The organism is Ruegeria sp. THAF33 (assembly GCF_009363615.1).
Taxonomy (GTDB): domain Bacteria; phylum Pseudomonadota; class Alphaproteobacteria; order Rhodobacterales; family Rhodobacteraceae; genus Ruegeria.
Window position 1 is genome coordinate 1,056,591 of the sequence record NZ_CP045384.1, and the last position, 23,278, is coordinate 1,079,868.

Sequence of the window (23,278 nt, forward strand, 5' to 3'; positions counted from 1 at the left end):
CTCCCGTGAGACGTCATTATCAGCTGCCCGACGGTTTCGAAAAACCGCTGCATCACGGGACTTCACGTATAAAGGATTCGCGCCAAAAGCGCAAGAGAACCGCAAGATGCTGTTGCAGTCCTCTTCCATGTTTCTAGGTTTTGTAGGTCAGTCGGCCTGCGGGATCAGTGGCGCGTTGTCGCCCTGTGCAGGCGGCAGAAGGTCATCCGCCGACGGAATTGCCGGAGTACTTTCTTCGCTTGAAGCCGGCGCCGGCACGCCCAAACGGTCGATCACCGAGCTGCCCGAAGACTTCTGCGCCGCCAGAATGGTCAGCGTGATCGAGGTCACGATGAAGCAAGCGGCGAGGATCCAGGTCAGTTTGCCCAAAGCGGTCGCTGCTGCACGGCCTGTCATGGCTCCGCCACCACCGCCACCCATGCCAAGGCCACCGCCTTCGGACCGCTGCATCAGAACAACGGCAATCAAGCCTAGGGCCAAAAGAAGGTGGATGATGAGAACGACGTTTTCCATGGTGTTCCTGTACAGCGTGGCGTGTATCGCGTGGTATCTATGCAAGTTTGCCAGCGGGGGCAAGTGAGGAGTTCGCATCACCGCACGTGATATGTCATATCACGTCAAAGGGACTGGACAGAACGCCGATGCGTGACGCAGGCTGCGGCCCATGCCTCATGACGACCACGACCACCCGCACGCCCTTTTGCCGTCCGAACCCGCGCTGCGCGTCAAAGCGCTGGAAACGATTCTGACCCGCAAGGGCCTGATCGACCCGGCGGCTCTGGACGAAATCATCGACACCTATCAGAACAAGATTGGCCCGCAGAACGGTGCGCGGGTGGTTGCCAAAGCCTGGAGCGACCCAGCTTTCAAGGCCGCTCTGCTGGAAGACGCCACCTCGATGGTCGCGGATCTTGGCTATTATGGTCGCCAGGGTGAACACATGGTTGTTGTCGAGAACACGCCAACCCGGCACAACATGGTCGTCTGCACCTTGTGCAGCTGCTATCCTTGGCCGTTGCTGGGTATCCCGCCGGGCTGGTATAAATCTGATGCCTACCGTGCCCGAGCGGTGCGTGAACCCCGCAAGGTACTGGCCGAATTCGGCCTCACCCTGCCTGAAGACACTTCGGTGCGGGTCTGGGATTCGACGGCCGAGGTTCGCTATCTCGTTCTGCCGATGCGTCCCGATGGAACTGATGGGATGAGTGAGGAGGCGCTTGCCGCACTCGTGACACGTGACAGCATGATCGGCACGGGCCTACCGAAGGCCCCTTCATGACCCGCGTTCACGATATGGGCGGCCGCTTTGGAGATGGTCCGATAAATCCCGAGGCCGAGGATGGGCCGGTTTTTGCCGAAGACTGGCACGCACGGGCGCTGGCGGTGACACTTGCATCCGGCTTTCTGGGGCAGTGGAATATCGACGTATCCCGCCACGCAAGGGAACGGTTGTCGCCAAAGGACTATGCCCGGTTTTCATATTACGAGAAATGGATTTCGGGCCTGGCTGACCTGTTGGTTGAACGCGGCGTTCTTTCTCTGGATGACCTGCGCAGCGGCGGAGAGGATGGGCCGCATCCGTTGGCGGAACGGATGCTCAAGGCGGACGCCGTGTCAGCCGCCCTGGCCAAAGGTGGACCAGCGGACAGACCTTCGAACGTGGCGGTACAGTTTTCCGTCGGTCAACAAGTGGTCACGACCCGTCCGGCGGGAAATCGCATTGTGGATGGCGGGCACACACGCCTGCCGAATTATGCGTCCGGTGCCAGGGGTCGAATACTGCGCCTGCACGGAATCCATGTCCTGCCCGATTCCAATGCCCATGGGCTGGGCGAAGCGCCCGAACCGATCTATGCCGTGGTCTTCCCCGCTTCGGAACTTTGGACCAGCCCGGAGCATCCGGATGACGAAGTGGTACTGGACCTATGGCAAAGTTATCTGGAACCGGCATGAGCGGCTGCAACGAGCATTCAGCCCCAGAACCGGTGTTTGCCGAACCCTGGCACGCTCAGGTCTTTGCCGTCACCGTTGCCCTGAACGAGGCGGGGCGGTTCGATTGGTCCGATTGGGCGGCACGGTTCTCGGGCACGTTGAAACGCCACGGGCTCGCGCGAGAGCTGGACGGCGGCGACGACTATTTCCATGCATGGCTGGAAACGCTCGAGGGGTTGCTGGCCGAGCAGGGCGTCGCGCCGCCACAGGAGGTAAAAGGGCTACGTCAGTCCTGGGAAGAGGCTTATCTGACGACACCTCATGGGCAACCGGTGCATCTGCGTTGATGCCGGGCAGGGGGCTCTGCCCCCGCCGCCCGTTCCGTGCGGCTCCCCCGGGATATTTTCAGCCAGATGAAGCAGGGGACCGCTTTTCATCTGGCCATAAATATCCCCGCCGGAGGCATCGCGCGTTCGCGCGATTTTCATCTGCGGCGAAATATCGGTTTCCCTGCCGTTTGCGCCCCGCTATATGAGCCGGGTTTGATAACTCAGCGCAAAAGGACCGGATATGGCCAACGTGGTTGTTGTCGGCGCCCAGTGGGGTGACGAAGGAAAAGGCAAGATCGTCGACTGGCTCAGCGAACGGGCGGACGTGATCGCGCGTTTTCAGGGCGGGCATAATGCCGGACATACGCTGGTGATTGATGGCGAAGTTTACAAGCTGCACGCTCTGCCGTCCGGTGTCGTGCGCGGCGGTAAGCTGAGCGTCATCGGCAACGGCGTGGTGTTGGACCCCTGGCATTTGGTCAAAGAAATCGCGACCATCCAGGCACAAGGTGTGGAAATCACCCCCGATACGCTGATGATTGCCGAGAACACCCCGTTGATCCTGCCGATCCACGGCGAGTTGGATCGTGCGCGCGAACAGGCGGCCAGCAAGGGAACCAAGATCGGCACCACAGGTCGTGGGATTGGACCCGCTTATGAAGACAAGGTCGGGCGCCGTTCCGTTCGCGTCGCGGATCTGGCGGATGAGGCCACGCTCGAGGCTCGGGTGGACCGTGCTTTGCAGCACCATGACCCGCTGCGCAAGGGTCTGGGAATCGAGCCGGTCGACCGCGACGCGCTGATCGCCCAATTGAAAGAGATCGCGCAAGAGATTCTGCCGTTTGCTGCGCCTGTGTGGAAAGTGCTGAACGAAAAGCGCAAAGCGGGTAAACGCATCCTGTTCGAAGGGGCGCAGGGCGCTCTGCTGGACATCGATTTCGGCACCTATCCATTCGTGACCTCGTCCAACGTGATCGCTGGCCAGGCCGCGACCGGGGTGGGGATTGGACCGGGATCGATCGACTTTGTGCTGGGGATTGTCAAAGCCTACACCACCCGTGTCGGCGAAGGCCCATTCCCGACAGAACTTGAGGATGCGGATGGTCAGCGCCTTGGGGAACGCGGGCATGAGTTCGGAACAACGACAGGTCGAAAGCGCCGCTGTGGCTGGTTTGATGCGTGCCTGGTTCGTCAGACCTGCGCGACCAGTGGCGTGAACGGTATTTCTCTGACAAAACTGGACGTTCTGGATGGGTTCGAAACCCTGAAGATCTGCACAGGCTATGAACTGGACGGCGAGCGCCTCGACTATCTGCCGACTGCCGCAGAACAACAGGCGCGCTGCACCCCGATCTACGAAGAAATGCCGGGCTGGAGCGAATCCACTGAAGGCGCGCGCAGCTGGGCCGATCTGCCCGCCAACGCAATCAAGTATGTGCGCCGGGTGGAAGAGCTGATCGAATGCCCTGTGGCCCTTTTGTCCACCAGCCCGGAGCGGGACGACACCATTCTGGTGACCGACCCGTTTGCAGATTGATGAACAAAGAGCAGAAAACAGGTCTGAGCTATAAGGCGCGCCGGCGCTGGTCGTTGGTTATTCTTGTGATCGGCCTGCCACTTTACATTGTGGCGGTGGTGACGGTTCTGAACTGGCTGGAGCGCCCCCCGATATGGATGGAACTTCTGGTCTATATCGTTCTGGGCATTCTTTGGGCCCTGCCGTTCAAGTTCGTTTTTCGCGGCGTTGGCAAAGAGGACCCGGATCAATCCTGAGCCGGGCCATTGCTCGGACCAAGGCGGCTGGTCGGGCCCGGTACAATGGGCAACGCTGTGTCTTGTCTAACAACGTGCGTTTGTCTCTGGGCGCGCCATAGCAAAAGGGCCGGGGTTCACCCGGCCCTTTTTTGTCAATTGGCGCGGCAGTCAGCCTACTGCGCGCTCATCATCAGGTCGGAAGCCGATCAGGTCAGAGGCCGCAAAACGTCCGCCGCCGGCTTTTTCGATTTTTCCATCGCGCAGGAGCTGTCCGAAGGAGCGCAGGCTTTCTTCGCGATTGAACTCATCCTGCTTCAAAGAACGGACTTTGTTCATAAGTTGCGGGCGCGAGAATTGTTGCTGTCCTTCGATGAAAGACAGGTAGGCTGCGGCCGCTTCAAGCAGGTCCTGGAGCGACTGTGCACCCTGATCCTGTGCGAATTGCGCAAAACCGCCTTCTTCCGACCCGGTTTCTTCCACCTGAGTGGTCACGCGACGCGGCATCACGGGGCCATTGGATTCGCTTTGATCGTCCACGCGCTGCTCAGCAACCAGCTTCAACGGAGCCGGAGCGTCTGCTTCCGGGCGTATGCTGGTCACGTTCACTTCGGGGCGGCGCGGGCTGACCGCTGACGCAAGATCAACGCGATACTCATCAACAGGCGAGGTTTTCGGGGCCGGTTGGTCATCACGGTCGGCCTCGGTCGCGGCAACGGCGGTGCGAAGGTGCGAATAGGTTTCTCGCGCGTCGCTGCTGGAGGGATCCTCCATATGTTCACCGGTTTTGGCCATCAGTCGCGAGATATCCTGATCAGGGTCGGCGTCATCCGTCAGTTTTTGGCTTGAACGGCCTGCCATGTCTTTTTCGATTTCGGAAATCTCGGACAGCAGCTGAATTTCGTCCTCTTCCGACAATACTCCTTGCGCCTGATCGTCTTGCGGCTCGTCATCTGCTTCATCTTCGGATTCGATCGCCACGTCTTCGACGTTGAGGATGTTTGGAACATCTTCTTCGTCGATTTCCTCGTCGGTATCCTCTTCCAGATCCGAGAACAGGGGCTCAGCAGGAAGCTGCGCGTCGTCCGTTGCGACCTCGATTTCTTCATCCCGCAGGTGGTCGGGGGTCAGTTGCACCTGCTGTTCGGAATCGTTCTCGATAATCGGCGCGGCGGTTTCGAAGGCCTGTTTTTCTGATACTGCCGACGCGTCTTGTACGTCTTCGGCGTCAAGCGCTTGCAGATCCTCGATTTCTGCGGCCTCGGGCTCAGCAGGTTCAGCAAAGTCATCCGCATTGAGAGCACCTGCTTCGAACGCAGCGGCCACGGCGTCCACCGGGGGGGCGGTGTTGGCCAGCAGCGAAGTTTCCTCGTCTTCGGAATAGGCAGTGGGGGGGACGTCCGAATGGGAAACAACGGCCCGGATGCGTTGCAGTTTTGCGGCAATGCTGTCGGCCGGCGGAGATGTGGTGGCGTCGACGGTCTCCGCGTTCGTGAACGCGGTCTGCCCCGGGCTTGCTTGCGCATATTCGGGAGGGGAGGTGGTCATGGCATCTGCATTTTGCGCACGCGGGCCCTCTGCGTCAGAAGCGACTGGTGCCGGGGCTTCGGTGTTTGGAGCGGCACGCAGCAGAAGCCCGGATTCGTTTTGGCTGGCTTCGACGCGTTGCGATGCGTCGCGGCGTGCGATACGGGTCAGCATTTCGGCGTCTGGTTGTGGAGGCTCTGAGCCGAAGTAACGATCATCTGCAGCAAGATCGCGGAAATATTCGGCAATGGCTTTCATCGTTTCAAAGGAATCGTCGAATCCTTCCAAAGTGCAGGAGAAGGTTCCATATGAAACGGTCAATACCTTGTTATTCTGTACCATCAGACGCACGTCCTTTACAAACTACGAGAGCCCACTTACCCGGAATCGGGAGCACACGAAGGCTCTGAACTTTATGCATGAACCTATCATTTTGTGGTCTTAATGTGTCCAAATCCGGGAAAAATGGCCAATCTTTGGAAAAATGAACCAATTGTACGCTCTGCCGATCCAATCGGGTTGTTTGGGGGTGGTTTTGTTGGTTCCGAGGACCTGAATTTGGTGCTGAACCGCGTCACTTCTGTCGTTGCAGCGGATGGTGGAGCGGCAGTTCTGACAGAATCAGGCCGGATTCCGGATGCGGTCATCGGGGACTTCGATTCGCTGGACAAAGCAACGAAAGCCAAAATCCCGTCTGACCGGCTTTTTGCCATTCGTGAACAGGACAGCACCGATTTCGACAAGGCCTTGCGCAATGTGCAGGCTCCACTGGTTTTGGGGGCCGGTTTTCTGGGCGGACGGCTTGATCATCAGCTTGCCGTTCTGAACGTGCTGGTCAGACGTCGGGAACAGGCCTGCATTCTGCTGGGCGTGCATGAGGTGGTGTTTCACGCACCCCGCCAAATGCGGCTGCCGGTTTTGCCGGGGGATGTGGTGTCGCTGTTTCCAATGCGCCCTGTGACGGGGCGCAGCACCGGACTGGAATGGCCCATCGACGGCCTGCGGTTGCAGCCGGACGACCGGGTGGGTACCTCCAATCGCGCACTATCGGATGTTGAATTGCAGATGGATGGGCCCGGCCTGTTGGTGATGGTTCCCCGCGCCGCACTCGATCCGCTTATGCAGGTGTTTCTGTCGGGGCAGAGCGAGCGGTGGCCCGTTCGCGAAGAATAACGTACAAACCGGCGGCGACCGTGATCATGATCCCAACCGCCGCCAGCCCGTCCGGCAGGTCGCTGAAGATGGCCCAGCCAATCAGGGTCGCCACAGGGATTTCCAGATATTGCATCGGGGCCAGCGTGGCCGAAGGTGCATAGCGCAGCGACCATGTCATCAGCAGATGTGCGACAGTTCCCAAAACTCCTATCGCGATCAGCAGCCAAAACATGTCGGGGGCGGGCAAGGCGGCTGACAGGTTCCAGATACCAAGCGATGTTCCGATCACAAGGACAGGAACCAGCCCCACAGTTGCCATGACACCAGACACCGCCTGCAAGGAAATCGGATCAGTTTCCTTGGCGATTTGCCGCGTGACCAGCATGAACAGGGCAAAGACCACGGCAACGATCAACGGCAGCAGGGCAGGTAAGCCCACCTCGGCAAAGCTGGGCTGTATGACCAGTAGTGTGCCGATGAAACCGACGATGCAGGCCACCAGGCGCCGCGCGCCGACCTCTTCGCCCAGAACGTATCTGCCCAGCAGCAACATGATGAACGGCATGACAAATGCAATGGCGATGGCATCAGCCAGGGGCAGGAACTGCAACGCACTGAACATCGCGGTTATGCCGATGATGTGCAACAGCGTGCGGATGACTGTCAGGCGCAGGATACGCCCGTGCATCCGCCAGGGCCGGCCTGTTATCATCACCAACGGGATAAGAATCAGCGCTTGCACCGCGAACCGGGCTGCAACCAGCAAACCCAACGGTGTCGTTTCGCCCAACAGCTTTGCCATCGCATCCCCCAAGGGTGCAAGCACGCAAAAACCGAGCATCAAGAAGATGCCCAAGACGGGACGATCCTGAGTCATGTGCGCGACGCTATCTGCTTCGCGGCGCAGTGGAAAGGTCGAATGTCAGGCGTCGGGCAGGGGTTGAACCTTTGTGTAATCCGGCCCGGTGCAGGTGGGCAGGTTGTCATCCAGATGCAGCCAGCTCAGCCTTTCTTCAATAGACACGTGCAATGTGGGCTGCATTGCCTCGGGGGTCTCCAAAGTGGCGACGTAAAGATGCAGCACATCCGACATTTTGGCCGAGCGGAACGAGATTGGCGTGCCGCAATCCGGGCAAAAGCTGCGCTCGACTCCGGGCGAAGAGTTGAAGCGTTTCGGCTCTTCCCCGATCCAGCGCCACTGACCGTCACGAACCGCGAAATAGGTTGTCATCGGCGCGGCGCATTGGCGTCGGCAGCTGTCGCAATGACAGGTGACGCAGGACAGGGCAGGAGGGTCGATTTCGTACTTGATGCTGCCGCACAGGCAATGTCCACGCATATCGACCCCCATTTGTTGCGATCTCAGCAGTTTGGCACGTTCACGGCCAATCCACCAAGCGAGGTTTCCTTGTATTTTTCGTGCATGTCATGACCGGTCTGACGCATCGTTTCGATCACCGCATCCAGCGGCACGAAATGCTCTCCATCCCCGCGAAGGGACAAAGACGCGGCGGACACAGCCTTGATGGCCCCCAGCCCGTTGCGTTCGATACAGGGCACCTGAACCAGCCCGGCGACGGGATCGCAGGTCATGCCCAGATGATGCTCCAACGCGATCTCGGCGGCGTTTTCAACCTGTTCGGGCGTACCGCCCATCACGGCGCAGAGCCCCGCCGCGGCCATGGCTGATGCGCTGCCGACCTCGGCCTGGCACCCCGCTTCGGCCCCCGAGATGGACGCATTGTATTTGACCAGCCCGCCAATCGCGGCCGCGGTCAGAAGAAAATCTTCGATATGGCTCTCCGAGGCACCAGGAACGTGGTCCAGGTAATAGCGCAGCACCGCAGGAAGAACGCCCGCCGCCCCGTTGGTCGGTGCCGTTACGACTTGCCCACCGGCGGCGTTTTCTTCGTTGACCGCCATGGCGTAGACACTCATCCAGTCGTTGATCGTGTGCGGCGCGGTCAGGTTCATGCCGCGTTCGGCCATCAGCGCGTCATAGATACCCTTTGCCCTGCGTCGCACTTTCAGCCCGCCGGGCAGAATGCCGTCGGTCGTCAAACCGCGTTCGATACAGGCATTCATGACGTCCCACAGACGGGCGCATCCTTTGGCGAAACTGTCGGCGCAGCCGCGCGCAATCTCATTGGCGCGCTTCATCTCGGCGATGGTTTTGCCGCTGGATTTGGCCATCTTCAGCATTTCAGCCGCGGACTTGAACGGGAACGGCACCGGTGCGCCCTCATCCGTTGCCTTGCCTTCGGCCAGTTCTTCTTCGGTCAGGACAAAACCACCACCGATGGAATAGAACACCTGGCGCAGGATCACGTCCCCCTGCGCGTCCGTGGCCATCAGGATCATCCCGTTGGCGTGTCCCGGCAGGTTGGTGTCATAGTCGAAAATCAGGTCTGTATTGGGATCGAACTGAAGCGTCGGCAGGCCGTCGGGGGTAACCGTGTGCGTCTTGGCGATATCCGCCAATGCGGCCTCGGCCTTGTCGTTGTCATAGGTGTCCGGAACAAAGCCGGCCAGGCCCAGTATGGTCGCCCGGTCGGTCGCATGGCCGACGCCGGTAAAGGCGAGCGAGCCATGCAGCGAGCCCTTCAGACCCGCAAATTCAAAGGGTGAAGCACGCATCATATCCAGAAAGCGCGCCGCCGCCACCATGGGGCCCATGGTGTGGGAGGAGGACGGGCCGATGCCCACTTTGAACATATCGAAGACAGAGAGGAACATGTCAGGTAGCTGAGCCTTCTAAGGGGTTGGCGTAAATTGGAGAGGTGTAGGGTGCGGGGCCCAGACCCTCGGCCGCGATGGCCGTGTGGGTGGCGGGGCGTGTCTCGAGCTGTGCCAGGATGGTTTGCAGGGCCGGGGTGTCAGCCAGCGCATACCAGCTGCGATCTGCATCGGCCGGATACAAGGCCATCCAACGCATCATGCAGGCGACATAATAGGTCAAAACCGATGGGCATTCCGCGCAGAACCAGGCTGGCGCGCGTTTTGCCAGCGCATCCAGTAGTTGCAGGTGCTGCTTCAAACGGGGGCGGATGCCTGCGCGCAGGGTATCAGCCTGTGGTGGGGTGATGTATTTCTCGGCATAGAACATAATGCGCAGATCGGCGTGCAGCGTGTTGGACGTAAAGAACAGCCATTTCAAAAACTCGGCGCGTTCGGGGGCCTCTGTTGCCGGGGCCAGTTGCCCGTGGCGCTCGGACAGCCACAGCAGGATTGCCGCCGTTTCAAATATCGGCCCTTGCGGAGTTTCAAGCACCGGGATCAGCCCGTTGGGGTTCAATGCCCTGTACGCCGCGCTGTCCTGTTCGTTGCGACGGCGATCGACCAGCACAGTTTCATAAGGTGCCTCCATTTCTTCCAGCACCAGCCGGATCACCAGCGAGGCGTTGTCAGGGGCGTAGTGCAGGCGGTATCGGGTCAACATGCGGGCAATCTATATGACAAAGATGAGAGCGTAAGACATGATTGCGACGTTTCCGATAGGAAACGCGCAGTCTTCAGGCATCTTTACGCTTGCCGAACCGCAAATTGTGGTCGCAGTCGCGCGGCGCATTCCCTATAACTCCGGCAGGCCAAACTGGGAAAGCTGCCATGACCGGAGAACTGTCGCCCATCGACACCGCAAAATACGTGGCCGCATGTCGTGCCGCCGAGATGGTCGAGGACGGCATGCGCGTGGGTCTTGGAACGGGATCCACTGCGGCCTGGCTGGTCCGTCGTTTGGGCGAACGGGTGCAAGACGAAGGTCTGCGGATCAAGGGCGTTCCCACGTCCACCCGCACCGCGCAGCTGGCACGCGAAGTCGGGATCGAAGTCATTTCTCTGGATCAGGCCGGGTGGCTGGACATGACCATCGACGGCGCGGATGAATTCGACCCTGACCTGAACCTGATCAAAGGCGGCGGCGGCGCGCATTTGCAGGAAAAGATCGTTGCCACGGCCAGCGATCAGATGATCGTCATCGCAGATGCCGGGAAAGAGGTGGAAACGCTGGGTGCTTTCCCCTTGCCGGTCGAGGTTGTTCCATTTGGCTGGCAAACCACGCGAACACTGATCGAAGAAGCGCTGGACGCGATGGATGTACTTGGGACCTCGTCGGCGCTGCGTATGAATGGCGCGGCCCCGTTCGTGACGGATGAGGGCAACCACATTCTGGACCTGCACCTGCAACGCATCGGCAATCCCCGTCAGATGGCCCTGATCCTCAACCAGGTTCCCGGCGTGGTGGAAAACGGCCTGTTCATCGATATCTGTGACAAGGTTATCATCGGCCACGGCGACGGGCGGGTCGAACTGCGGGATATCAACGCGGGCACCCTGGAACTGGATCAGCTGCTGAGCGGATCCCGGGAAAACCTGTTTTCCGACCAAACGGACTGAGTTTTATGCAAGCCAATCGGACAAGCGTCGGCAAAAGATCGAAAATTCCACGCCCGGGGGTTGGCACCGGGGTTTTCGCGCCCAGATATCCAGAGGATTTTTGCAAGTTGAACGAAGGAACCCGGCATGAGCTTTGACTATGATCTTTTTGTGATCGGCGGAGGCTCGGGCGGGGTCCGGGCGGCACGCGTGGCGGCGGGTGAAGCCGGTGCAAAGGTCGCGCTGGCTGAAGAAGACCGCTATGGCGGCACCTGCGTGATCCGGGGCTGCGTGCCAAAGAAACTGATGGTCTTTGCCAGTGAATACTCGGGCATGATCGAAGATGCGCAAGCTTATGGTTGGGATGTTCAGCCCGGCGCGTTTGACTGGGACATGTTTCACGGCAAACTGGTTGCAGAACTGGACCGGTTGGAAGGGATTTATCGCAGCATCCTGAAAAACAACGGCGTTGAAAGCTTTGATCAGCGGGCGCGCTTGGTGGATGCGCACACGGTCGAGCTGACTGATGGCACCCGGAAAACCGCCAAACACATCTTGATTGCAACAGGCGGTCGACCGGTGGTGCCGGATTTCCCGGGATCGGATCTTGCGATCACGTCGAATGAGATTTTCCATCTGGACAAGCTGCCCGAAAGCATCCTGATCGTCGGCGGTGGCTATATCGCCAGCGAATTTGCCGGGATCATGAACGGTCTGGGCGTCAAGACCACGCAATTCTACCGCGGTGCGCAGATCCTGCGTGGCTTTGATGAAGAAGCGCGTGGGCTGATCTGCGAAGAGATGCGCCAGAACGGCATCGACGTACGGCTGGGCACCAATGTGCTGGAAATGGCCAAAGATGGCGACCAGATACGTGTCAAGGCGACGGACGGCACCGAGGATCGTTTTGACGTTGTCATGTACGCCACCGGTCGGGCACCGAATGCCGATAACCTCGGGCTGGAAGAGCTGGGCGTTGAACGTGGGCGCAAGGGCGAGATCGTCGTGGATGAATACAGCCAGACCGCCGTTCCGTCGATCTATGCCATTGGCGATGTCACCGACCGGGTCAACCTGACACCCGTGGCCATCCGCGAGGGTATGGCCTTTGTGGAAACCGTCTTCAAAGGCAACCCCACGCCTGTGGATCACGCGCTGATCCCAACCGCCATTTTCACGCAACCGGAATTCGGCACAGTTGGCCTGAGCGAGGAAGAAGCCTCGGCCCTGGAACCGATCGATGTGTATGCCACTTCATTCAAACCGATGCAGAAGGCGTTTGCCGGTGGCACGCAACGGGTTCTGATGAAACTGATCGTGTCTCAGGCCACGCGCAAGGTACTGGGTTGCCATATTGTCGCCCCCGGAGCAGGAGAGATGATCCAGCTGGCCGGAATTGCCGTAAAGATGGGCGCGACAAAGGAAGATTTCGATCGCACGGTTGCAGTACATCCCGTTATGGCGGAAGAACTGGTGACAATGCGGCAACCTGTACGCTCCGCTTGATTTGCAAGCGCGCGCACACAAGTTACAAGTGTGCCCGTGATCACACGGGCCTAAACGAAGGAAATGATACATATGGCGGGCAACAGCGGTGGCCCCTGGGGGGGCGGAGGCTCTTCAGGAGGTGGAGGAAATCGGGGTAACAACGGGGACGGGCGACGCCCACCCGAAGGCGAAGGCCCGCAGATTCCCGAGATCGACGAGCTGATGAAAAAAGGCCAGGAGCAGCTGCGCGTGCTGATGGGCGGTCGCGGCGGCGGTGGCCGTGGTGGCAGCGGTGGTCAGGGCGGTGGAGGCCCGGCCTTTACCAAAGGTACAGTTGCGATTGGTCTGGTGGCGGCTGCCGTTTTGTGGGGGCTGGCCAGCTTTTATACTGTAAAACCGGAAGAACAGTCAGTTGAGCTGTTTCTGGGTGAGTTTTCTGCGGTTGGCAATCCGGGTCTGAACTTCGCGCCATGGCCGTTTGTCACTGCCGAGGTGATTCCGGTCACCCGCGAACAGACCGAAGATATGGGCGGAGCCCGGGGCAGCGACGATGGCCTCATGCTGACCGGCGACGAAAACGTGGTCGATATCGACTATCAGGTCGTCTGGAATATCAACGACCCGGCCAAGTTCCTGTTCAATTTGCGTGATCCGCGTCAGACGATCCGCGCCGTGTCGGAATCGGCGATGCGCGAGATTATCGCGCAGAGCGAGCTGGCACCAATCCTGAACCGGGATCGCGGCATCATTGCCGAGCGCCTGCAGGAACTGATCCAGACGACGATGGACAGCTACGATTCGGGTGTGAACATCATCCGAGTGAACTTCGACAAGGCCGACCCGCCGCAGGACGTGATCGCCGCCTTCCGCGATGTTCAGGCCGCCGCGCAGGAGCGTGACCGCTTGCAGAACGTGGCGGACGCCTACGCCAACCGGGTTTTGGCTGAGGCGCGCGGTGAAGCTGCCCAGGTTCTGGAAGAAGCCGAAGCCTACCGCGCACAACAGATCAACAGCGCCATGGGTGAGGCCAGCCGTTTCAGCGCGGTTCTGGAAGAATATTCCAAAGCGCCTGATGTGACCCGCAAACGTCTGTACCTGGAGCGGATGGAGCAGGTTCTGGGTGACGTGGACAAGATCATTCTGGACGAAAACTCGACCGGATCGGGGCAGGGCGTCGTACCTTACCTGCCGCTGAACGAACTGCGCCGCAATTCCGGACAGGAGAGCAACTGATGCGTAAAGCGACCTTTATTCTGCCGATCGTTTTCATCGCGATTGTTGGTGTACTGTCTTCGATCTTTATCGTGGATGAACGTGAGCGCGCGTTGGTTCTGCAATTTGGCCGCGTTGTTGCGGTCAAGGAAGAGCCGGGTCTGGCGTTCAAGATCCCGCTGATTCAGGAAGTTGTCCGCTATGACGACCGGATCCTGTCCATCGACGTTCAGCCGTTGGAGGTTACGCCTCTGGATGATCGCCGACTGGTGGTTGATGCCTTCGCCCGCTATCGGATTTCTGATCTGGAACAGTTCCGTCAGGCCGTTGGTGTGGGTGGTATTCCGGTCGCCGAAGACCGTCTGGATCGTATCCTGCGCGCTGAAACCCGCGAAGTACTGGGTTCGGTGTCCTCGCGTGACATCCTCAGTTCAGACCGTGCCGCGCTGATGCTGCGCATCCGCAACAGCGCGATTGCCGAGGCACGTGCGCTGGGCGTCAACGTGATCGACGTGCGCCTGAAGGCAACCGACCTGCCGCAGGCGAACCTTGAGGCAACCTTCGACCGGATGAAGGCTGAACGTGAACGTGAGGCGACCGACGAGCGCGCCCGCGGTAACGAAGCTGCACAACGTGTTCGCGCGCAGGCAGACCGTACCGTGGTCGAACTGGTCTCGGATGCCCGTCGTGAGGCGGAAATCATCCGCGGTGAAGCTGACGCCGAACGCAACGCGATCTTTGCCGAAGCGTATGGTGCAGACCCGGAGTTCTTCGAGTTCTACCGTTCGCTGACCGCGTATGAAAATGCGCTGCAAGGTGGTAATAGCTCATTGATACTGAGCCCGGATTCCGAGTTTTTCAACTACCTCGCTTCGCCAACCGGACGGCGGGCACCGGCGGCTGCGGCGTCTGAATAATGGGTATGATCCTTCTGGCTTTCGGGCTGGTACTGATTGTCGAGGGGCTGGCCTATGCGCTGGCCCCTTCGCTTATAGAGCGGATGCTTGAAGCCTTGCGGGACATGCCAGAGCAAGCCCGGCGCCTGGTCGGATTGCTATGCGTGATCAGCGGTTTGGTCCTGCTTTGGGGCGCGCAACAATTGGGATTTTGACGCTGTGGTTTCACTTGCTGGTGATTTCGCTGCGATCCCGAGTTGCTCGTGGGGGCAAACTGACTACATTGGTTTGTAAGAAAGGCCGAGAACAAGCGGTCTTGGCGTGAATGTCGACAAGGAGAGCTCAAGTGCAGGCGAAAGCGCGCAGTGTATCCGTCCGGTGGGACGAAGTGAGTGTTTGGATGCGGCTGATGTGGCTGGCTTTTGCAGGTTCACTGCTGTTGCTGGCGCAATCGGTTGCAGCGCAGGCCAAAAGTGAAAGTCTGGCACCGCTGGCCGAGGAAATCAGCCCGGCGGTAGTGAACATTACCACCAGCACTTTGATCGAAGGCCAGACTGGACCGCAAGGTATTGTTCCTGAAGGCTCTCCGTTCGAGGATTTCTTTCGCGAGTTTCAGGATCGCAACGGTGACAACGGTGACAACGCGCCGCGCAGAAGTAACGCGCTGGGATCTGGGTTCGTGATCTCGGAAGATGGCTTTATCGTCACAAATAATCATGTGATTGCCGAAGCCGATGAGATACTTGTGGAATTCTTCCCCGGCGATGGCCAACCCAAGAAAGAGCTTGTGGCCAAGGTTATCGGAACGGATGAGAAAACCGATATCGCGCTGCTCAAGGTCGAGGCTTCGGGCCCACTGAAATACGTGAAATTCGGCGACAGCGACGTAGCGCGTGTGGGTGACTGGGTTATCGCCATGGGCAACCCGCTTGGGCAAGGCTTTTCGGTATCGGCAGGGATCGTTTCAGCCCGCAACCGAGCGCTGAGCGGAACCTATGACGATTACATTCAAACGGACGCGGCGATCAACCGGGGCAACTCGGGCGGGCCGCTGTTCAACATGGACGGCGAAGTGATCGGTGTGAACACCGCAATTCTGTCGCCCAACGGCGGTTCGATCGGCATTGGTTTCTCGATGGCGTCGAATGTTGTCGTAAAGGTCGTGGATCAACTGCGCAAATATGGCGAGACCCGCCGCGGGTGGTTGGGCGTCCGTATTCAGGACGTAACCGAGGACATGGCCGAGGCTATGGGCCTGGAAAAGCCGGGCGGGGCGCTGATCAGCGATGTACCGGATGGCCCCGCCAAGGAAGCTGGGTTGAAGGCGGGTGACGTGATCCTCAGCTTTGATGGCGTCGAGGTGGAAGACACGCGAGGTCTGGTGCGTCAGGTCGGTGAAGCAGAAGTTGGCAAGTCGGTCAGAGTGGTCGTGCACCGCGACGGCGGAACCCAGACCGTACTTGTGACACTGGGGCGTCGGGAAGATGCGGAACGCGCTGACACTGGCGAGGAGGAACCGCAGGAAGCTCCGATCGAAGAGAACGCGGATATTCTGGGCCTGACGATTTCCCCCCTGACCGATACGCTGCGTGCAGATTTGGGTCTGGATGGTGATGCAGACGGCCTTGTGATTACAGATGTCGATGAAGCATCTGAGGCGTATGCCAAGGGAATGCGGGCAGGTGATCTGATCACCGAAGCAGGCCAGCAAAAGGTGGAAACCATCGGAGATCTTGAAGCCCGCATGGAAGAATCGCGCGAAGCTGGTCGCAAGTCTCTGCTGCTGTTGGTGCGCAGGGGCGGCGATCCGCGTTTTGTGGCGCTGAGCCTCGAGAACTGATTGAACAGGCCGGGAAACCCTCCCGGCCTTTTTTTATTGCGGGCCAGACCGGGTATCACTGATGCGCCAAAAAAATGAGCCATACGCAGTGATTGCGTATGGCTCAGATACAGGGAGAGGTCAGTGGACAGATATCGGGGATGATTCTCTGACCTCCTACGGTAACAATCTCACGGTAGGTCAAAGCGTAATTGATGGTCTGTGAACCAGATCACACCGGATCAAATAAGATCTGAATCAGCCAATTCTCGCAGGGCTTCAAAGTCTTGGATCAGCAAACCACCTCGAGAGGCTTCGACCATGTTGTCGCGTTTCCAGATCGAGATGGTTTTGGATACTGCCTCGCGTGTGGCACCGACAAATTCGGCCAGTTCGCTCTGCGACAGGGTGATGCGCGCGGTCGGGTCGTCCTGTAAACTGGACAGGTGCAGCAGCTTGCGGGCCAGCCGAATAGGCATGGGCAGAAAGACCTGCTCGTTCAATTGCAATCCCATCCATCGCATCCGCAATCCGGCCAGACGGATCATATCCACGGCCAGATCAGGCTGTTGCCTGATCTGGTTCATAACGTCGTTGCGGCGCACACGCAGTACACGCGACTTTTCGGCCGCCGCAATGGTGGCCGTACGCGGACCATTGTCGAACAACGCGATTTCACCGAAGACTTCGCCGGGGCGCATCAAGGTAAGTGTCAGTTTGCGGCCGCTCATTGCCAGAAAGGAAACCTCTAACGTGCCTTCCAAAATGGCATAGAGAGAGTCGCCCTCGTCACCTTGTTCAAAAAGTATTTCACCTTGGGACAGAGATATTTCGGTCGCCTGCGCCGAAAGCATTTCTCTGAGCCCGTCGGAAGCTTCGGCAAGGAAGCCGCTGGTGGGAAAGGCCGTCATGTATGCACCGATCTTGGGCAGGGTATGAGAGTGGGTGGTGGCACAACTTCCCATAGCTGGGCGCTCAAGCCAAGAATTTTGTTTGTTTTGGCAGGTCTGGCGGGTGTAAAGGCCGCTATTTCTGCTCGGGATCGTCCATATAGCGTTGCAGAATGCTGAACTGAAGCATCAGGAAGGCCATCAGCGCGATGGGAAAGCCGAAGGTCTCGATCTTGACCCACAGATCCGTCGACATGGTGCGCCAGACGAATTCGTTTGCGGCGGCCAGAACGGCGAAACAAGCACACAGACGGCGCGTGAGTATCATCCAGCCTTCGTGTTTCATCGGCAGCATTTCGTCCAGAACATAGGCCAGGTAGGATTTCTTTTGCATCAGACCGATGCCGAGGATCAGGGCAAACAGACCATAGACAAGTGTGGTTTTCATCTTGAAGAACCGCTCGTCGTTGAACCAGGCTGTGAGACCGCCGAAGAAAATCACCATGATGGCCGTGAAGATCTGCATCCGGCTGAGTTTGCCGGTCAAATACCATAGGATACCCATTGCCCCCAGCATCAGGGGGACAAAGATAATCGTGGCGATAATAAAGCCGGAATACTCGATGCCGCCGATCAGAAAGCTGTCGTCGCGCAGGCGCAGGTAGATGAAGAAGAAGGCCAGCGGGGGGCCAAGTTCCAGAACCTGTTTCAGAAACGGGTTGATGTCTTTTTTGCCTGTCATCTGTACTTCCTGCTGCTTATCCGCCCATTTCAACTATTACGGCGCCAAGTGCAATCAATGCCATCAGGGCAATGCGTCTTGGGCCAACCGTTTCCTTTAGCACAAGCCAGCCGATCAGCGCAGCGAAGACTGTTGAGGTTTCGCGCAGAACGGCTGCTTCACCGACTTTGTCCAGCCGGGTGGCCAGCATGATCGCCCCGAAGGACAAAGGGGCGATGATACCGCCAGCGAGGCCGCGCAACATCAGCGGGCCAGGCGCAGGTCTGTGCGCCATCGCGCGCCACCTGAGAAATGCGTAGATCGGCATGGCCGCGCCGTCGATCATGAAGAACCAGGCCAGAAAGGTGAACGGATCGGCGGTGGCGCGAATGCCATAGGCGTCATAGGTGGTGTACAGGGCCACAAACAGGCCAGTGATGATCGCCAGTGTCAGCGCGATGCCCAGCGTATCCCTGTTGGTTTCCAGGAACCTGAAGTTGTAGGCAGCCAACCCAAATATCCCCGCCAGCAAGGTGGCCACGCCCAGCCATTGAACGGCCAAGAATGTTTCGCCGAACAGAAGATAGGCACCGATGACGGTGAACAGCGGACCCGTCCCGCGCACCACCGGATAGACGACGGTGTAAGAGCCTTTGGTGTATGCCATGGCTTGCAGGGTCTTGTAGGCGATGTGGATCAGCCAGACGAGCGCGAAGATCGGCCACATATGAGGTTCGGGCCAGGGCACCACGAAAAAGGCGAAGGGGGCGGCCATGAGGCAATAGCAGGCGTCGATCGCGCCGCGGGACAGCCACGGGTCATGCCTGCCTTTTTGCAATGCCCCGAAGACGGCGTGCAGGAACGCCGCCATCAAAGCCAGCGCCAATGCCAGCTGGTGTCCGGCTTCGGTGCCTTCGAGAGAGATCAGCCAGTCGCTCAAATACGCGGACCTTTTGCGGAGCGGAGAAGGTGGGGGGCTGTCTGCCCCCCACACCCCCCGAGGATATTTGGGGCCAGATGAAGCCTGGGATCAGCCTTTGTCGAGACCGGTGAGGGCGGCGGCGAATTCTTCGGGGTCGAAAGGGGCAAGGTCGTCGATCTGTTCGCCGACGCCGATCGCGTGGATGGGCAACCCGAATTTGTCTGCCAGGGCAACAAGAACACCGCCCTTGGCCGTGCCATCCAGCTTGGTCATGACCAAACCGGAAACGTCCGCCAGATTGCGGAACGTTTCCACCTGGCTCAGCGCGTTCTGTCCGGTGGTGGCGTCGAGTACGAGCAAGGTGTTGTGTGGAGCAGTGTCATCAACCTTGCGGATGACGCGGACGATTTTGGCCAGTTCCTCCATCAGGTCGGTGCGGTTTTGCAGGCGGCCCGCCGTATCAATCATCAGCAGATCGGCGCCCTCTGCCTGTGCACGGGTCAGCGCGTCAAAGGCGAGGCTGGCGGGGTCCGAGCCTTCGGGGGCGGTCAGCACCGGAACTCCGGCGCGATCACCCCAGACCTGCAACTGTTCCACGGCCGCAGCACGGAAAGTATCGCCGGCGGCGATGACGACCTTTTTGCCGGCCTCTTTGAACTGGCTGGCCAGTTTTCCAATTGTCGTGGTTTTGCCCGAGCCGTTGACGCCGACGACCAGCACCACTTGTGGCCGTTTGGGATAGATCGGCAGAGGCTTGGCCACAGGCTCCATCACGCGGGCGATTTCTTGTGCCAGAAGTTGCTTGATCTCTGTGGTCGACAGTTTGCGGCCAAAGCGGCCCTCAGCCATGTTCGACGTGACACGCAAGGCCGTGTCGACGCCCATGTCCGAGGCGATCAGCAGCTCTTCGAGCTGCTCCAGCATGTCATCGTCCAGGGTGCGGCGCATTTCCGTGATGGCGCCTCGATTGAACAGGCGGTTCAGGATACCCTTGGATTCCGGTATTTCCGGCGGCGGAGCGACAGGCGTGGGGTCAGCCGGGATCGGTGGCGGCGGTTCAACCGGTTGCGGTGCCGGGGCAGGCTCTGGCACTTCTGGAACGGGTTGCGGATCGGGCTGCGGCTGGGGGATCACCGGGTCCGGAGCCGCCGTTTCCTCGCCGCCATCCTCGACGATGGCTTCCAGCCCTTCTTCAAGACGAGATGAAGATTTGAACAGCTTGTCCTTTAGCTTTGAGAAAAACGCCATACTTGGTCTCCACAGGTGTTCCCTTCACCTAATGCGGATTTGCGGCAGTTGCAAAGGGTCACGCAAACGCAAGGACAAAGCCAAGCTGAGCACCCCAGTAAAGGGGCCACACAAGATAGGGCGTCACCTTGAGGGCCGGATGGTGCCGCGGCAGCAGGAACTTCTCGGTTGCGAGGATCAGATCTGACGCGATGAAGGCCATTGCGGCGGGAAAGGTCCACCGAAGGGGACCGGCATCCGGCAGTGCCAGCACCGTGATCCCCATGCCAAGAATGATGGGGATATAGGCCAGAACGGGCCCCTTCAGGTCTCCGGCGCGGGGCGCAAGCAATGTGGCCATGATGATGCCCAGAATGATCAAGGACCATACAATCGCAGGCGCGCTGAGGATCAGCCCGGCAGAACTGATCGGCAATGTCAGGAACAGAGCGATATAGGCCAGATGCCCGGCGGCAAATGCGGCGATGCCCGTCATGAAGGTGGCATCTGTTTCGCGCGACAGCAGCGCGTCGCCTGTCGCACAAAGAGCAAGCGCAAGAACCAAGAGCCAAGGCCCACCGTTCATGATGGCCGTGACCGCCAATAGGGCGACCGATGCGGTTTTCAGTACAGTGCGCAAAGAACCGGCGGGCCGGGAGGTCAGTGGCAGGTACCCAAGGGCACAGCCAAAGGCGATCCAGAACATTAGGGTTGTCATGTCATCTCCTTGCCGGTTCAGAATAATCTGATCTGGGGCGTGGCGTGAAATCAACCGCTTACGTTGAGTTAAGCGCCTTGTGATGACCCCGATCCAACAGGCGAATGGCATGACCGAAACGCTTCTGACAAAATGGAAGCATGTTCAGGTTCCTGATGATTCTCGTGACTATTGCCGCACATTCCGTGGCGGCACAAACGCCTCTGTCTGGCTCGGAGTTCGACAAGTATACGCAGGGCAAAACTCTATTTTACGGGTTCGAAGGTCAGATTTACGGGGTGGAGCGGTATCTTCCGAACCGTCGTGTGATTTGGTCTTTTCTCGACGGGAATTGCAAGGAAGGTATCTGGTATCAGCAGGGTGAGCAGATCTGCTTTGTCTACGAAGACAGGCTGGATCCGCAATGCTGGGTTTTCACTCAATCCGGTGGCGGTTTGATTGCGCAGTTCGAAGGCAATCCGCAAGCGACCGAGCTGTATGAGGCCGAGGACCTTGGGGAAGAAATGGTTTGTTACGGGCCGGACGTTGGCGTTTGATCAGTTGGCGCGCAGCTCATCATAATCGATCATAACATGGGTTTGGTAAGCCGTCCTGTCCGTCAACCCTTCATGATAGCGGCGCAAACTGCGCAGTGATGCGCGCGAAATATCGATGTCATAGTAGCGATAGAGTATGTGTCCCAACTGGATATCGGCCAAAGTCAGGCAGGAACCGCACAGGAAAGCGTTTTCAGAAAGTTGCGCATCGGCGATTGTCACGGCCCCAGATGGTGAGCATGGCTTAGAACAGTGATCCCTGATCCGGGGTGTCCGGCCTGGGTTTCTTCGAGGGTGATTTCGCGCCCGGGCCGGTGCTGAGAACACCATCGGCGAATTCGATCTCGAGCGCCGTTTGTTTGGCGGCCTGAACCTTGGTGGTGATCACATTCCCTTCGGCCCGGACGACTGCGTATCCGCGGTCCAAAGTGGCTTTGTAGCTCAGCGTCTCGCGCAGGCGGTCCGTCGCTTCGAGTTGCTGTTTGAGGCGGTCCAGTCGCGTGGTTTGGGCCGTGTGCATTCGATCGCGCAAACGATCGAGGTTTTGCCGCTGCTGGTCGATTTCTCTTTGGATCGGTCGCAAGGACAGGCGCGATGACAGGTTGCGCAGCGATTCCTGTCGCGTCGATATCAAACTTCGCAGGGTCGAGGGGCGCAGATGAGCAGACAATTCCACCACTTGCAGGCGACGGTTCTGAACCCCGCGGATCAAGGCGGGTGTGAGCCGATCTGCAATCAAATCAAGGCGTTGTCTCGGTGTGTTCAACAGGCTGTCCGGGCGCGGCAGGGCGCGGGACAGATCGCGCAGCCTTTGCGTTCGGCGTTGAACGGCATCCGTTGCCGCGCGGGACAGGCGCGCGGCTTGCTCTTCGGTCCAGGCAAGCAGTTCCATGCGCACCGGAACGGCCAGTTCGGCGGCCGCGGTGGGCGTCGGCGCGCGCTGGTCCGACACGAAATCAATCAGGGTGGTGTCGGTTTCATGCCCAACGGCCGAGATCAACGGTATGTCCGACGCGGCTGCGGCGCGGGCGACGATCTCTTCATTGAAGCCCCAGAGGTCTTCGATCGATCCGCCGCCACGGGCGACGATGATCAGGTCGGGCCGCGGCAACGCGCCGCCGGGTGTCAGTTGGTTGAAGCCTTCGATGGCGCGGGCGACCTCGGGGGCGCAGTTGGCCCCTTGAACCGCCACAGGCCAGATCAGCACCTTGCGCGGGAACCTGTCCCTGAGCCGATGCAGAATGTCGCGGATCACGGCACCGGAAGGGGATGTCACAACGCCAATGATCTGCGGCAGGTACGGCAGGGGTTTCTTGCGTTCAGGTGCGAACAGACCTTCGGATTCCAGTTGTTTCTTGCGCTTCTCCAGCAGCGCCATGAGCGCGCCCTGACCCGCGACAGAAACCTCATCGACGTTCAGGTTGTATTTGGATTGCGCCCCAAAAGCGGTAAGGCGGCCGGTGACGACGACCTCCAACCCTTCTTCGGGCACAACGGACAGGCCGGAAATCTGACCTTTCCACGTGGTGCAGGCCAAAACGTTCCGGTCGTCCTTGATGTCGTAATAAAGATGCCCGGATCGGGCTTTGAACACGCGCCCAACCTCACCGCGCACGCGGATTCGGCCGAATGAGCCTTCGAGCGTCCGTTTCACCTCACCCGAAATTTCGGACACTGTGTATTCAGGGGTGTTTTGGCCCGGAATCGGGTCATCAAGCAGGTCGGACATTTCAGCGCCTTGTTTCAAATGCGCGCCCAGCTTAGAACGCCGCGCAGGCAA

General features: G+C 59.2%; 26 protein-coding genes. 13 read left to right on the forward strand and 13 right to left on the reverse strand.

The window, feature by feature from the left end:
- Nucleotides 1–147: 147 nt before the first annotated feature.
- Nucleotides 148–513 (reverse strand): preprotein translocase subunit SecG, encoded by a 366-nt coding sequence (gene secG, locus FIU92_RS05350; protein WP_152457575.1) that lies wholly within the window; start codon nucleotides 511–513, stop codon nucleotides 148–150.
- A gap of 151 nt (nucleotides 514–664) precedes the next feature.
- Here secG and nthA point away from each other — a divergent pair, with 151 nt between their 5' ends.
- The 5 genes from nthA (at nucleotide 665) to FIU92_RS05375 (ending at nucleotide 4,034) form a co-directional block, all read left to right on the forward strand.
- The gene (gene nthA / locus FIU92_RS05355; protein WP_152457576.1) at nucleotides 665–1,279 is read left to right on the forward strand and encodes a nitrile hydratase subunit alpha; all 615 of its coding nucleotides are present in this window, start codon (nucleotides 665–667) and stop codon (nucleotides 1,277–1,279) included.
- A complete protein-coding gene (gene nthB / locus FIU92_RS05360; protein WP_152457577.1) occupies nucleotides 1,276–1,953 on the forward strand; it encodes a nitrile hydratase subunit beta in 678 nt (225 codons plus the stop codon). Before nthA ends, nthB begins: the two co-directional genes overlap by 4 nt.
- Nucleotides 1,950–2,279 (forward strand): nitrile hydratase accessory protein, encoded by a 330-nt coding sequence (locus FIU92_RS05365; protein WP_152457578.1) that lies wholly within the window; start codon nucleotides 1,950–1,952, stop codon nucleotides 2,277–2,279. Before nthB ends, FIU92_RS05365 begins: the two co-directional genes overlap by 4 nt.
- Before the next feature lie 223 nt (nucleotides 2,280–2,502).
- A complete protein-coding gene (locus tag FIU92_RS05370; protein ID WP_152457579.1) occupies nucleotides 2,503–3,798 on the forward strand; it encodes an adenylosuccinate synthase in 1,296 nt (431 codons plus the stop codon).
- The gene (locus FIU92_RS05375) at nucleotides 3,798–4,034 is read left to right on the forward strand and encodes a DUF2842 domain-containing protein (protein WP_152457580.1); all 237 of its coding nucleotides are present in this window, start codon (nucleotides 3,798–3,800) and stop codon (nucleotides 4,032–4,034) included. Before FIU92_RS05370 ends, FIU92_RS05375 begins: the two co-directional genes overlap by 1 nt.
- Nucleotides 4,035–4,184: 150 nt before the next feature.
- Here FIU92_RS05375 and FIU92_RS05380 read toward each other — a convergent pair whose 3' ends face one another.
- Nucleotides 4,185–5,882 carry a hypothetical protein gene (locus FIU92_RS05380; protein WP_152457581.1) on the reverse strand — a complete coding sequence of 566 codons (1,698 nt, stop codon included), beginning with the start codon at nucleotides 5,880–5,882 and terminating at the stop codon, nucleotides 4,185–4,187.
- Nucleotides 5,883–6,005: 123 nt separating this feature from the next.
- Here FIU92_RS05380 and FIU92_RS05385 point away from each other — a divergent pair, with 123 nt between their 5' ends.
- The gene (locus FIU92_RS05385) at nucleotides 6,006–6,713 is read left to right on the forward strand and encodes a thiamine diphosphokinase (protein WP_152457582.1); all 708 of its coding nucleotides are present in this window, start codon (nucleotides 6,006–6,008) and stop codon (nucleotides 6,711–6,713) included.
- Here FIU92_RS05385 and FIU92_RS05390 read toward each other — a convergent pair.
- Genes FIU92_RS05390 through FIU92_RS05405 form a run of 4 tightly spaced genes read right to left on the reverse strand, consistent with a single transcriptional unit; the run spans nucleotide 6,658 to nucleotide 10,134 of the window.
- A complete protein-coding gene (locus FIU92_RS05390) occupies nucleotides 6,658–7,572 on the reverse strand; it encodes a DMT family transporter (RefSeq protein ID WP_152457583.1) in 915 nt (304 codons plus the stop codon). The two genes, FIU92_RS05385 and FIU92_RS05390, sit on opposite strands and share 56 nt — an antisense overlap.
- A gap of 45 nt (nucleotides 7,573–7,617) precedes the next feature.
- Nucleotides 7,618–8,034 carry a GFA family protein gene (locus FIU92_RS05395; RefSeq protein WP_152457584.1) on the reverse strand — a complete coding sequence of 139 codons (417 nt, stop codon included), beginning with the start codon at nucleotides 8,032–8,034 and terminating at the stop codon, nucleotides 7,618–7,620.
- A gap of 23 nt (nucleotides 8,035–8,057) precedes the next feature.
- The gene (locus FIU92_RS05400; RefSeq protein WP_152457585.1) at nucleotides 8,058–9,431 is read right to left on the reverse strand and encodes an L-serine ammonia-lyase; all 1,374 of its coding nucleotides are present in this window, start codon (nucleotides 9,429–9,431) and stop codon (nucleotides 8,058–8,060) included.
- Between the two features lies 1 nt (nucleotide 9,432).
- Nucleotides 9,433–10,134, reverse strand: a complete 702-nt coding sequence (locus FIU92_RS05405) for a glutathione S-transferase family protein (RefSeq protein ID WP_152457586.1) — start codon at nucleotides 10,132–10,134, stop codon at nucleotides 9,433–9,435.
- A 167-nt stretch (nucleotides 10,135–10,301) separates the two neighbouring features.
- Here FIU92_RS05405 and rpiA point away from each other — a divergent pair, with 167 nt between their 5' ends.
- From rpiA to FIU92_RS05435, 6 genes are all read left to right on the forward strand, one after another.
- A complete protein-coding gene (gene rpiA / locus FIU92_RS05410) occupies nucleotides 10,302–11,090 on the forward strand; it encodes a ribose-5-phosphate isomerase RpiA (RefSeq protein WP_152457587.1) in 789 nt (262 codons plus the stop codon).
- A 126-nt stretch (nucleotides 11,091–11,216) separates the two neighbouring features.
- Nucleotides 11,217–12,575 carry a glutathione-disulfide reductase gene (gene gor, locus FIU92_RS05415; protein ID WP_152457588.1) on the forward strand — a complete coding sequence of 453 codons (1,359 nt, stop codon included), beginning with the start codon at nucleotides 11,217–11,219 and terminating at the stop codon, nucleotides 12,573–12,575.
- A gap of 72 nt (nucleotides 12,576–12,647) precedes the next feature.
- On the forward strand, nucleotides 12,648–13,790 hold the full coding sequence (gene hflK, locus FIU92_RS05420; protein WP_152457589.1) for an FtsH protease activity modulator HflK: 1,143 nt from the start codon (nucleotides 12,648–12,650) through the stop codon (nucleotides 13,788–13,790).
- Entirely contained in the window at nucleotides 13,790–14,686 is an 897-nt protein-coding gene (gene hflC / locus FIU92_RS05425) for a protease modulator HflC (protein ID WP_152457590.1), read from the forward strand. The genes hflK and hflC overlap by 1 nt, the downstream gene beginning before the upstream one ends.
- Complete coding sequence (locus tag FIU92_RS05430) at nucleotides 14,686–14,880, forward strand: DUF2065 domain-containing protein (protein ID WP_152457591.1); 195 nt, start codon at nucleotides 14,686–14,688, stop codon at nucleotides 14,878–14,880. The genes hflC and FIU92_RS05430 overlap by 1 nt, the downstream gene beginning before the upstream one ends.
- Nucleotides 14,881–14,990: 110 nt before the next feature.
- Nucleotides 14,991–16,505 carry a Do family serine endopeptidase gene (locus FIU92_RS05435; RefSeq protein ID WP_152457592.1) on the forward strand — a complete coding sequence of 505 codons (1,515 nt, stop codon included), beginning with the start codon at nucleotides 14,991–14,993 and terminating at the stop codon, nucleotides 16,503–16,505.
- Between the two features lie 221 nt (nucleotides 16,506–16,726).
- On the opposite strand, the gene FIU92_RS05440 is transcribed toward FIU92_RS05435, so the two are convergent.
- The 5 genes from FIU92_RS05440 to FIU92_RS05460 all read right to left on the reverse strand — a co-directional run bounded on the left by FIU92_RS05440 (nucleotide 16,727) and on the right by FIU92_RS05460 (nucleotide 20,962).
- Complete coding sequence (locus FIU92_RS05440; protein WP_152457593.1) at nucleotides 16,727–17,395, reverse strand: Crp/Fnr family transcriptional regulator; 669 nt, start codon at nucleotides 17,393–17,395, stop codon at nucleotides 16,727–16,729.
- Between the two features lie 115 nt (nucleotides 17,396–17,510).
- Complete coding sequence (locus FIU92_RS05445; RefSeq protein WP_152457594.1) at nucleotides 17,511–18,116, reverse strand: inner membrane-spanning protein YciB; 606 nt, start codon at nucleotides 18,114–18,116, stop codon at nucleotides 17,511–17,513.
- Between the two features lie 16 nt (nucleotides 18,117–18,132).
- Nucleotides 18,133–19,035 (reverse strand): EamA family transporter, encoded by a 903-nt coding sequence (locus FIU92_RS05450; protein WP_152457595.1) that lies wholly within the window; start codon nucleotides 19,033–19,035, stop codon nucleotides 18,133–18,135.
- 90 nt (nucleotides 19,036–19,125) lie between these two features.
- On the reverse strand, nucleotides 19,126–20,265 hold the full coding sequence (ftsY, locus tag FIU92_RS05455) for a signal recognition particle-docking protein FtsY (protein WP_152457596.1): 1,140 nt from the start codon (nucleotides 20,263–20,265) through the stop codon (nucleotides 19,126–19,128).
- Between the two features lie 58 nt (nucleotides 20,266–20,323).
- Nucleotides 20,324–20,962: a lysoplasmalogenase gene (locus FIU92_RS05460; protein WP_152457597.1), complete on the reverse strand. Its 639-nt coding sequence runs from the start codon at nucleotides 20,960–20,962 to the stop codon at nucleotides 20,324–20,326.
- A gap of 155 nt (nucleotides 20,963–21,117) precedes the next feature.
- On the opposite strand from FIU92_RS05460, the gene FIU92_RS05465 reads away from it, so the two are divergent.
- A complete protein-coding gene (locus FIU92_RS05465) occupies nucleotides 21,118–21,498 on the forward strand; it encodes a hypothetical protein (RefSeq protein ID WP_152457598.1) in 381 nt (126 codons plus the stop codon).
- Here the strand turns inward: FIU92_RS05465 and FIU92_RS05470 are convergent, their stop codons facing one another.
- Together FIU92_RS05470 and xseA are read right to left on the reverse strand one after the other, a co-directional pair.
- The gene (locus FIU92_RS05470; RefSeq protein ID WP_152457599.1) at nucleotides 21,499–21,720 is read right to left on the reverse strand and encodes a glutathione binding-like protein; all 222 of its coding nucleotides are present in this window, start codon (nucleotides 21,718–21,720) and stop codon (nucleotides 21,499–21,501) included.
- A gap of 22 nt (nucleotides 21,721–21,742) precedes the next feature.
- A complete protein-coding gene (gene xseA, locus FIU92_RS05475; protein WP_152457600.1) occupies nucleotides 21,743–23,227 on the reverse strand; it encodes an exodeoxyribonuclease VII large subunit in 1,485 nt (494 codons plus the stop codon).
- Nucleotides 23,228–23,278 lie beyond the last annotated feature (51 nt).

Excerpts from the sequence above, each read along its gene's own strand:
- secG (WP_152457575.1), bottom strand. The coding sequence starts at position 513 with ATGGAAAACGTCGTTCTCATCATCCACCTTCTTTTGGCCCTAGGCTTG.
- nthA (WP_152457576.1), top strand. The coding sequence starts at position 665 with ATGCCTCATGACGACCACGACCACCCGCACGCCCTTTTGCCGTCCGAA.
- nthB (WP_152457577.1), top strand. The coding sequence starts at position 1,276 with ATGACCCGCGTTCACGATATGGGCGGCCGCTTTGGAGATGGTCCGATA.
- FIU92_RS05365 (WP_152457578.1), top strand. The coding sequence starts at position 1,950 with ATGAGCGGCTGCAACGAGCATTCAGCCCCAGAACCGGTGTTTGCCGAA.
- FIU92_RS05370 (WP_152457579.1), top strand. The coding sequence starts at position 2,503 with ATGGCCAACGTGGTTGTTGTCGGCGCCCAGTGGGGTGACGAAGGAAAA.
- FIU92_RS05375 (WP_152457580.1), top strand. The coding sequence starts at position 3,798 with ATGAACAAAGAGCAGAAAACAGGTCTGAGCTATAAGGCGCGCCGGCGC.
- FIU92_RS05380 (WP_152457581.1), bottom strand. The coding sequence starts at position 5,882 with ATGGTACAGAATAACAAGGTATTGACCGTTTCATATGGAACCTTCTCC.
- FIU92_RS05385 (WP_152457582.1), top strand. The coding sequence starts at position 6,006 with ATGGCCAATCTTTGGAAAAATGAACCAATTGTACGCTCTGCCGATCCA.
- FIU92_RS05390 (WP_152457583.1), bottom strand. The coding sequence starts at position 7,572 with ATGACTCAGGATCGTCCCGTCTTGGGCATCTTCTTGATGCTCGGTTTT.
- FIU92_RS05395 (WP_152457584.1), bottom strand. The coding sequence starts at position 8,034 with ATGCGTGGACATTGCCTGTGCGGCAGCATCAAGTACGAAATCGACCCT.
- FIU92_RS05400 (WP_152457585.1), bottom strand. The coding sequence starts at position 9,431 with ATGTTCCTCTCTGTCTTCGATATGTTCAAAGTGGGCATCGGCCCGTCC.
- FIU92_RS05405 (WP_152457586.1), bottom strand. The coding sequence starts at position 10,134 with ATGTTGACCCGATACCGCCTGCACTACGCCCCTGACAACGCCTCGCTG.
- rpiA (WP_152457587.1), top strand. The coding sequence starts at position 10,302 with ATGACCGGAGAACTGTCGCCCATCGACACCGCAAAATACGTGGCCGCA.
- gor (WP_152457588.1), top strand. The coding sequence starts at position 11,217 with ATGAGCTTTGACTATGATCTTTTTGTGATCGGCGGAGGCTCGGGCGGG.
- hflK (WP_152457589.1), top strand. The coding sequence starts at position 12,648 with ATGGCGGGCAACAGCGGTGGCCCCTGGGGGGGCGGAGGCTCTTCAGGA.
- hflC (WP_152457590.1), top strand. The coding sequence starts at position 13,790 with ATGCGTAAAGCGACCTTTATTCTGCCGATCGTTTTCATCGCGATTGTT.
- FIU92_RS05430 (WP_152457591.1), top strand. The coding sequence starts at position 14,686 with ATGGGTATGATCCTTCTGGCTTTCGGGCTGGTACTGATTGTCGAGGGG.
- FIU92_RS05435 (WP_152457592.1), top strand. The coding sequence starts at position 14,991 with ATGTCGACAAGGAGAGCTCAAGTGCAGGCGAAAGCGCGCAGTGTATCC.
- FIU92_RS05440 (WP_152457593.1), bottom strand. The coding sequence starts at position 17,395 with ATGACGGCCTTTCCCACCAGCGGCTTCCTTGCCGAAGCTTCCGACGGG.
- FIU92_RS05445 (WP_152457594.1), bottom strand. The coding sequence starts at position 18,116 with ATGACAGGCAAAAAAGACATCAACCCGTTTCTGAAACAGGTTCTGGAA.
- ftsY (WP_152457596.1), bottom strand. The coding sequence starts at position 20,265 with ATGGCGTTTTTCTCAAAGCTAAAGGACAAGCTGTTCAAATCTTCATCT.
- FIU92_RS05460 (WP_152457597.1), bottom strand. The coding sequence starts at position 20,962 with ATGACAACCCTAATGTTCTGGATCGCCTTTGGCTGTGCCCTTGGGTAC.
- FIU92_RS05465 (WP_152457598.1), top strand. The coding sequence starts at position 21,118 with ATGATTCTCGTGACTATTGCCGCACATTCCGTGGCGGCACAAACGCCT.
- xseA (WP_152457600.1), bottom strand. The coding sequence starts at position 23,227 with ATGTCCGACCTGCTTGATGACCCGATTCCGGGCCAAAACACCCCTGAA.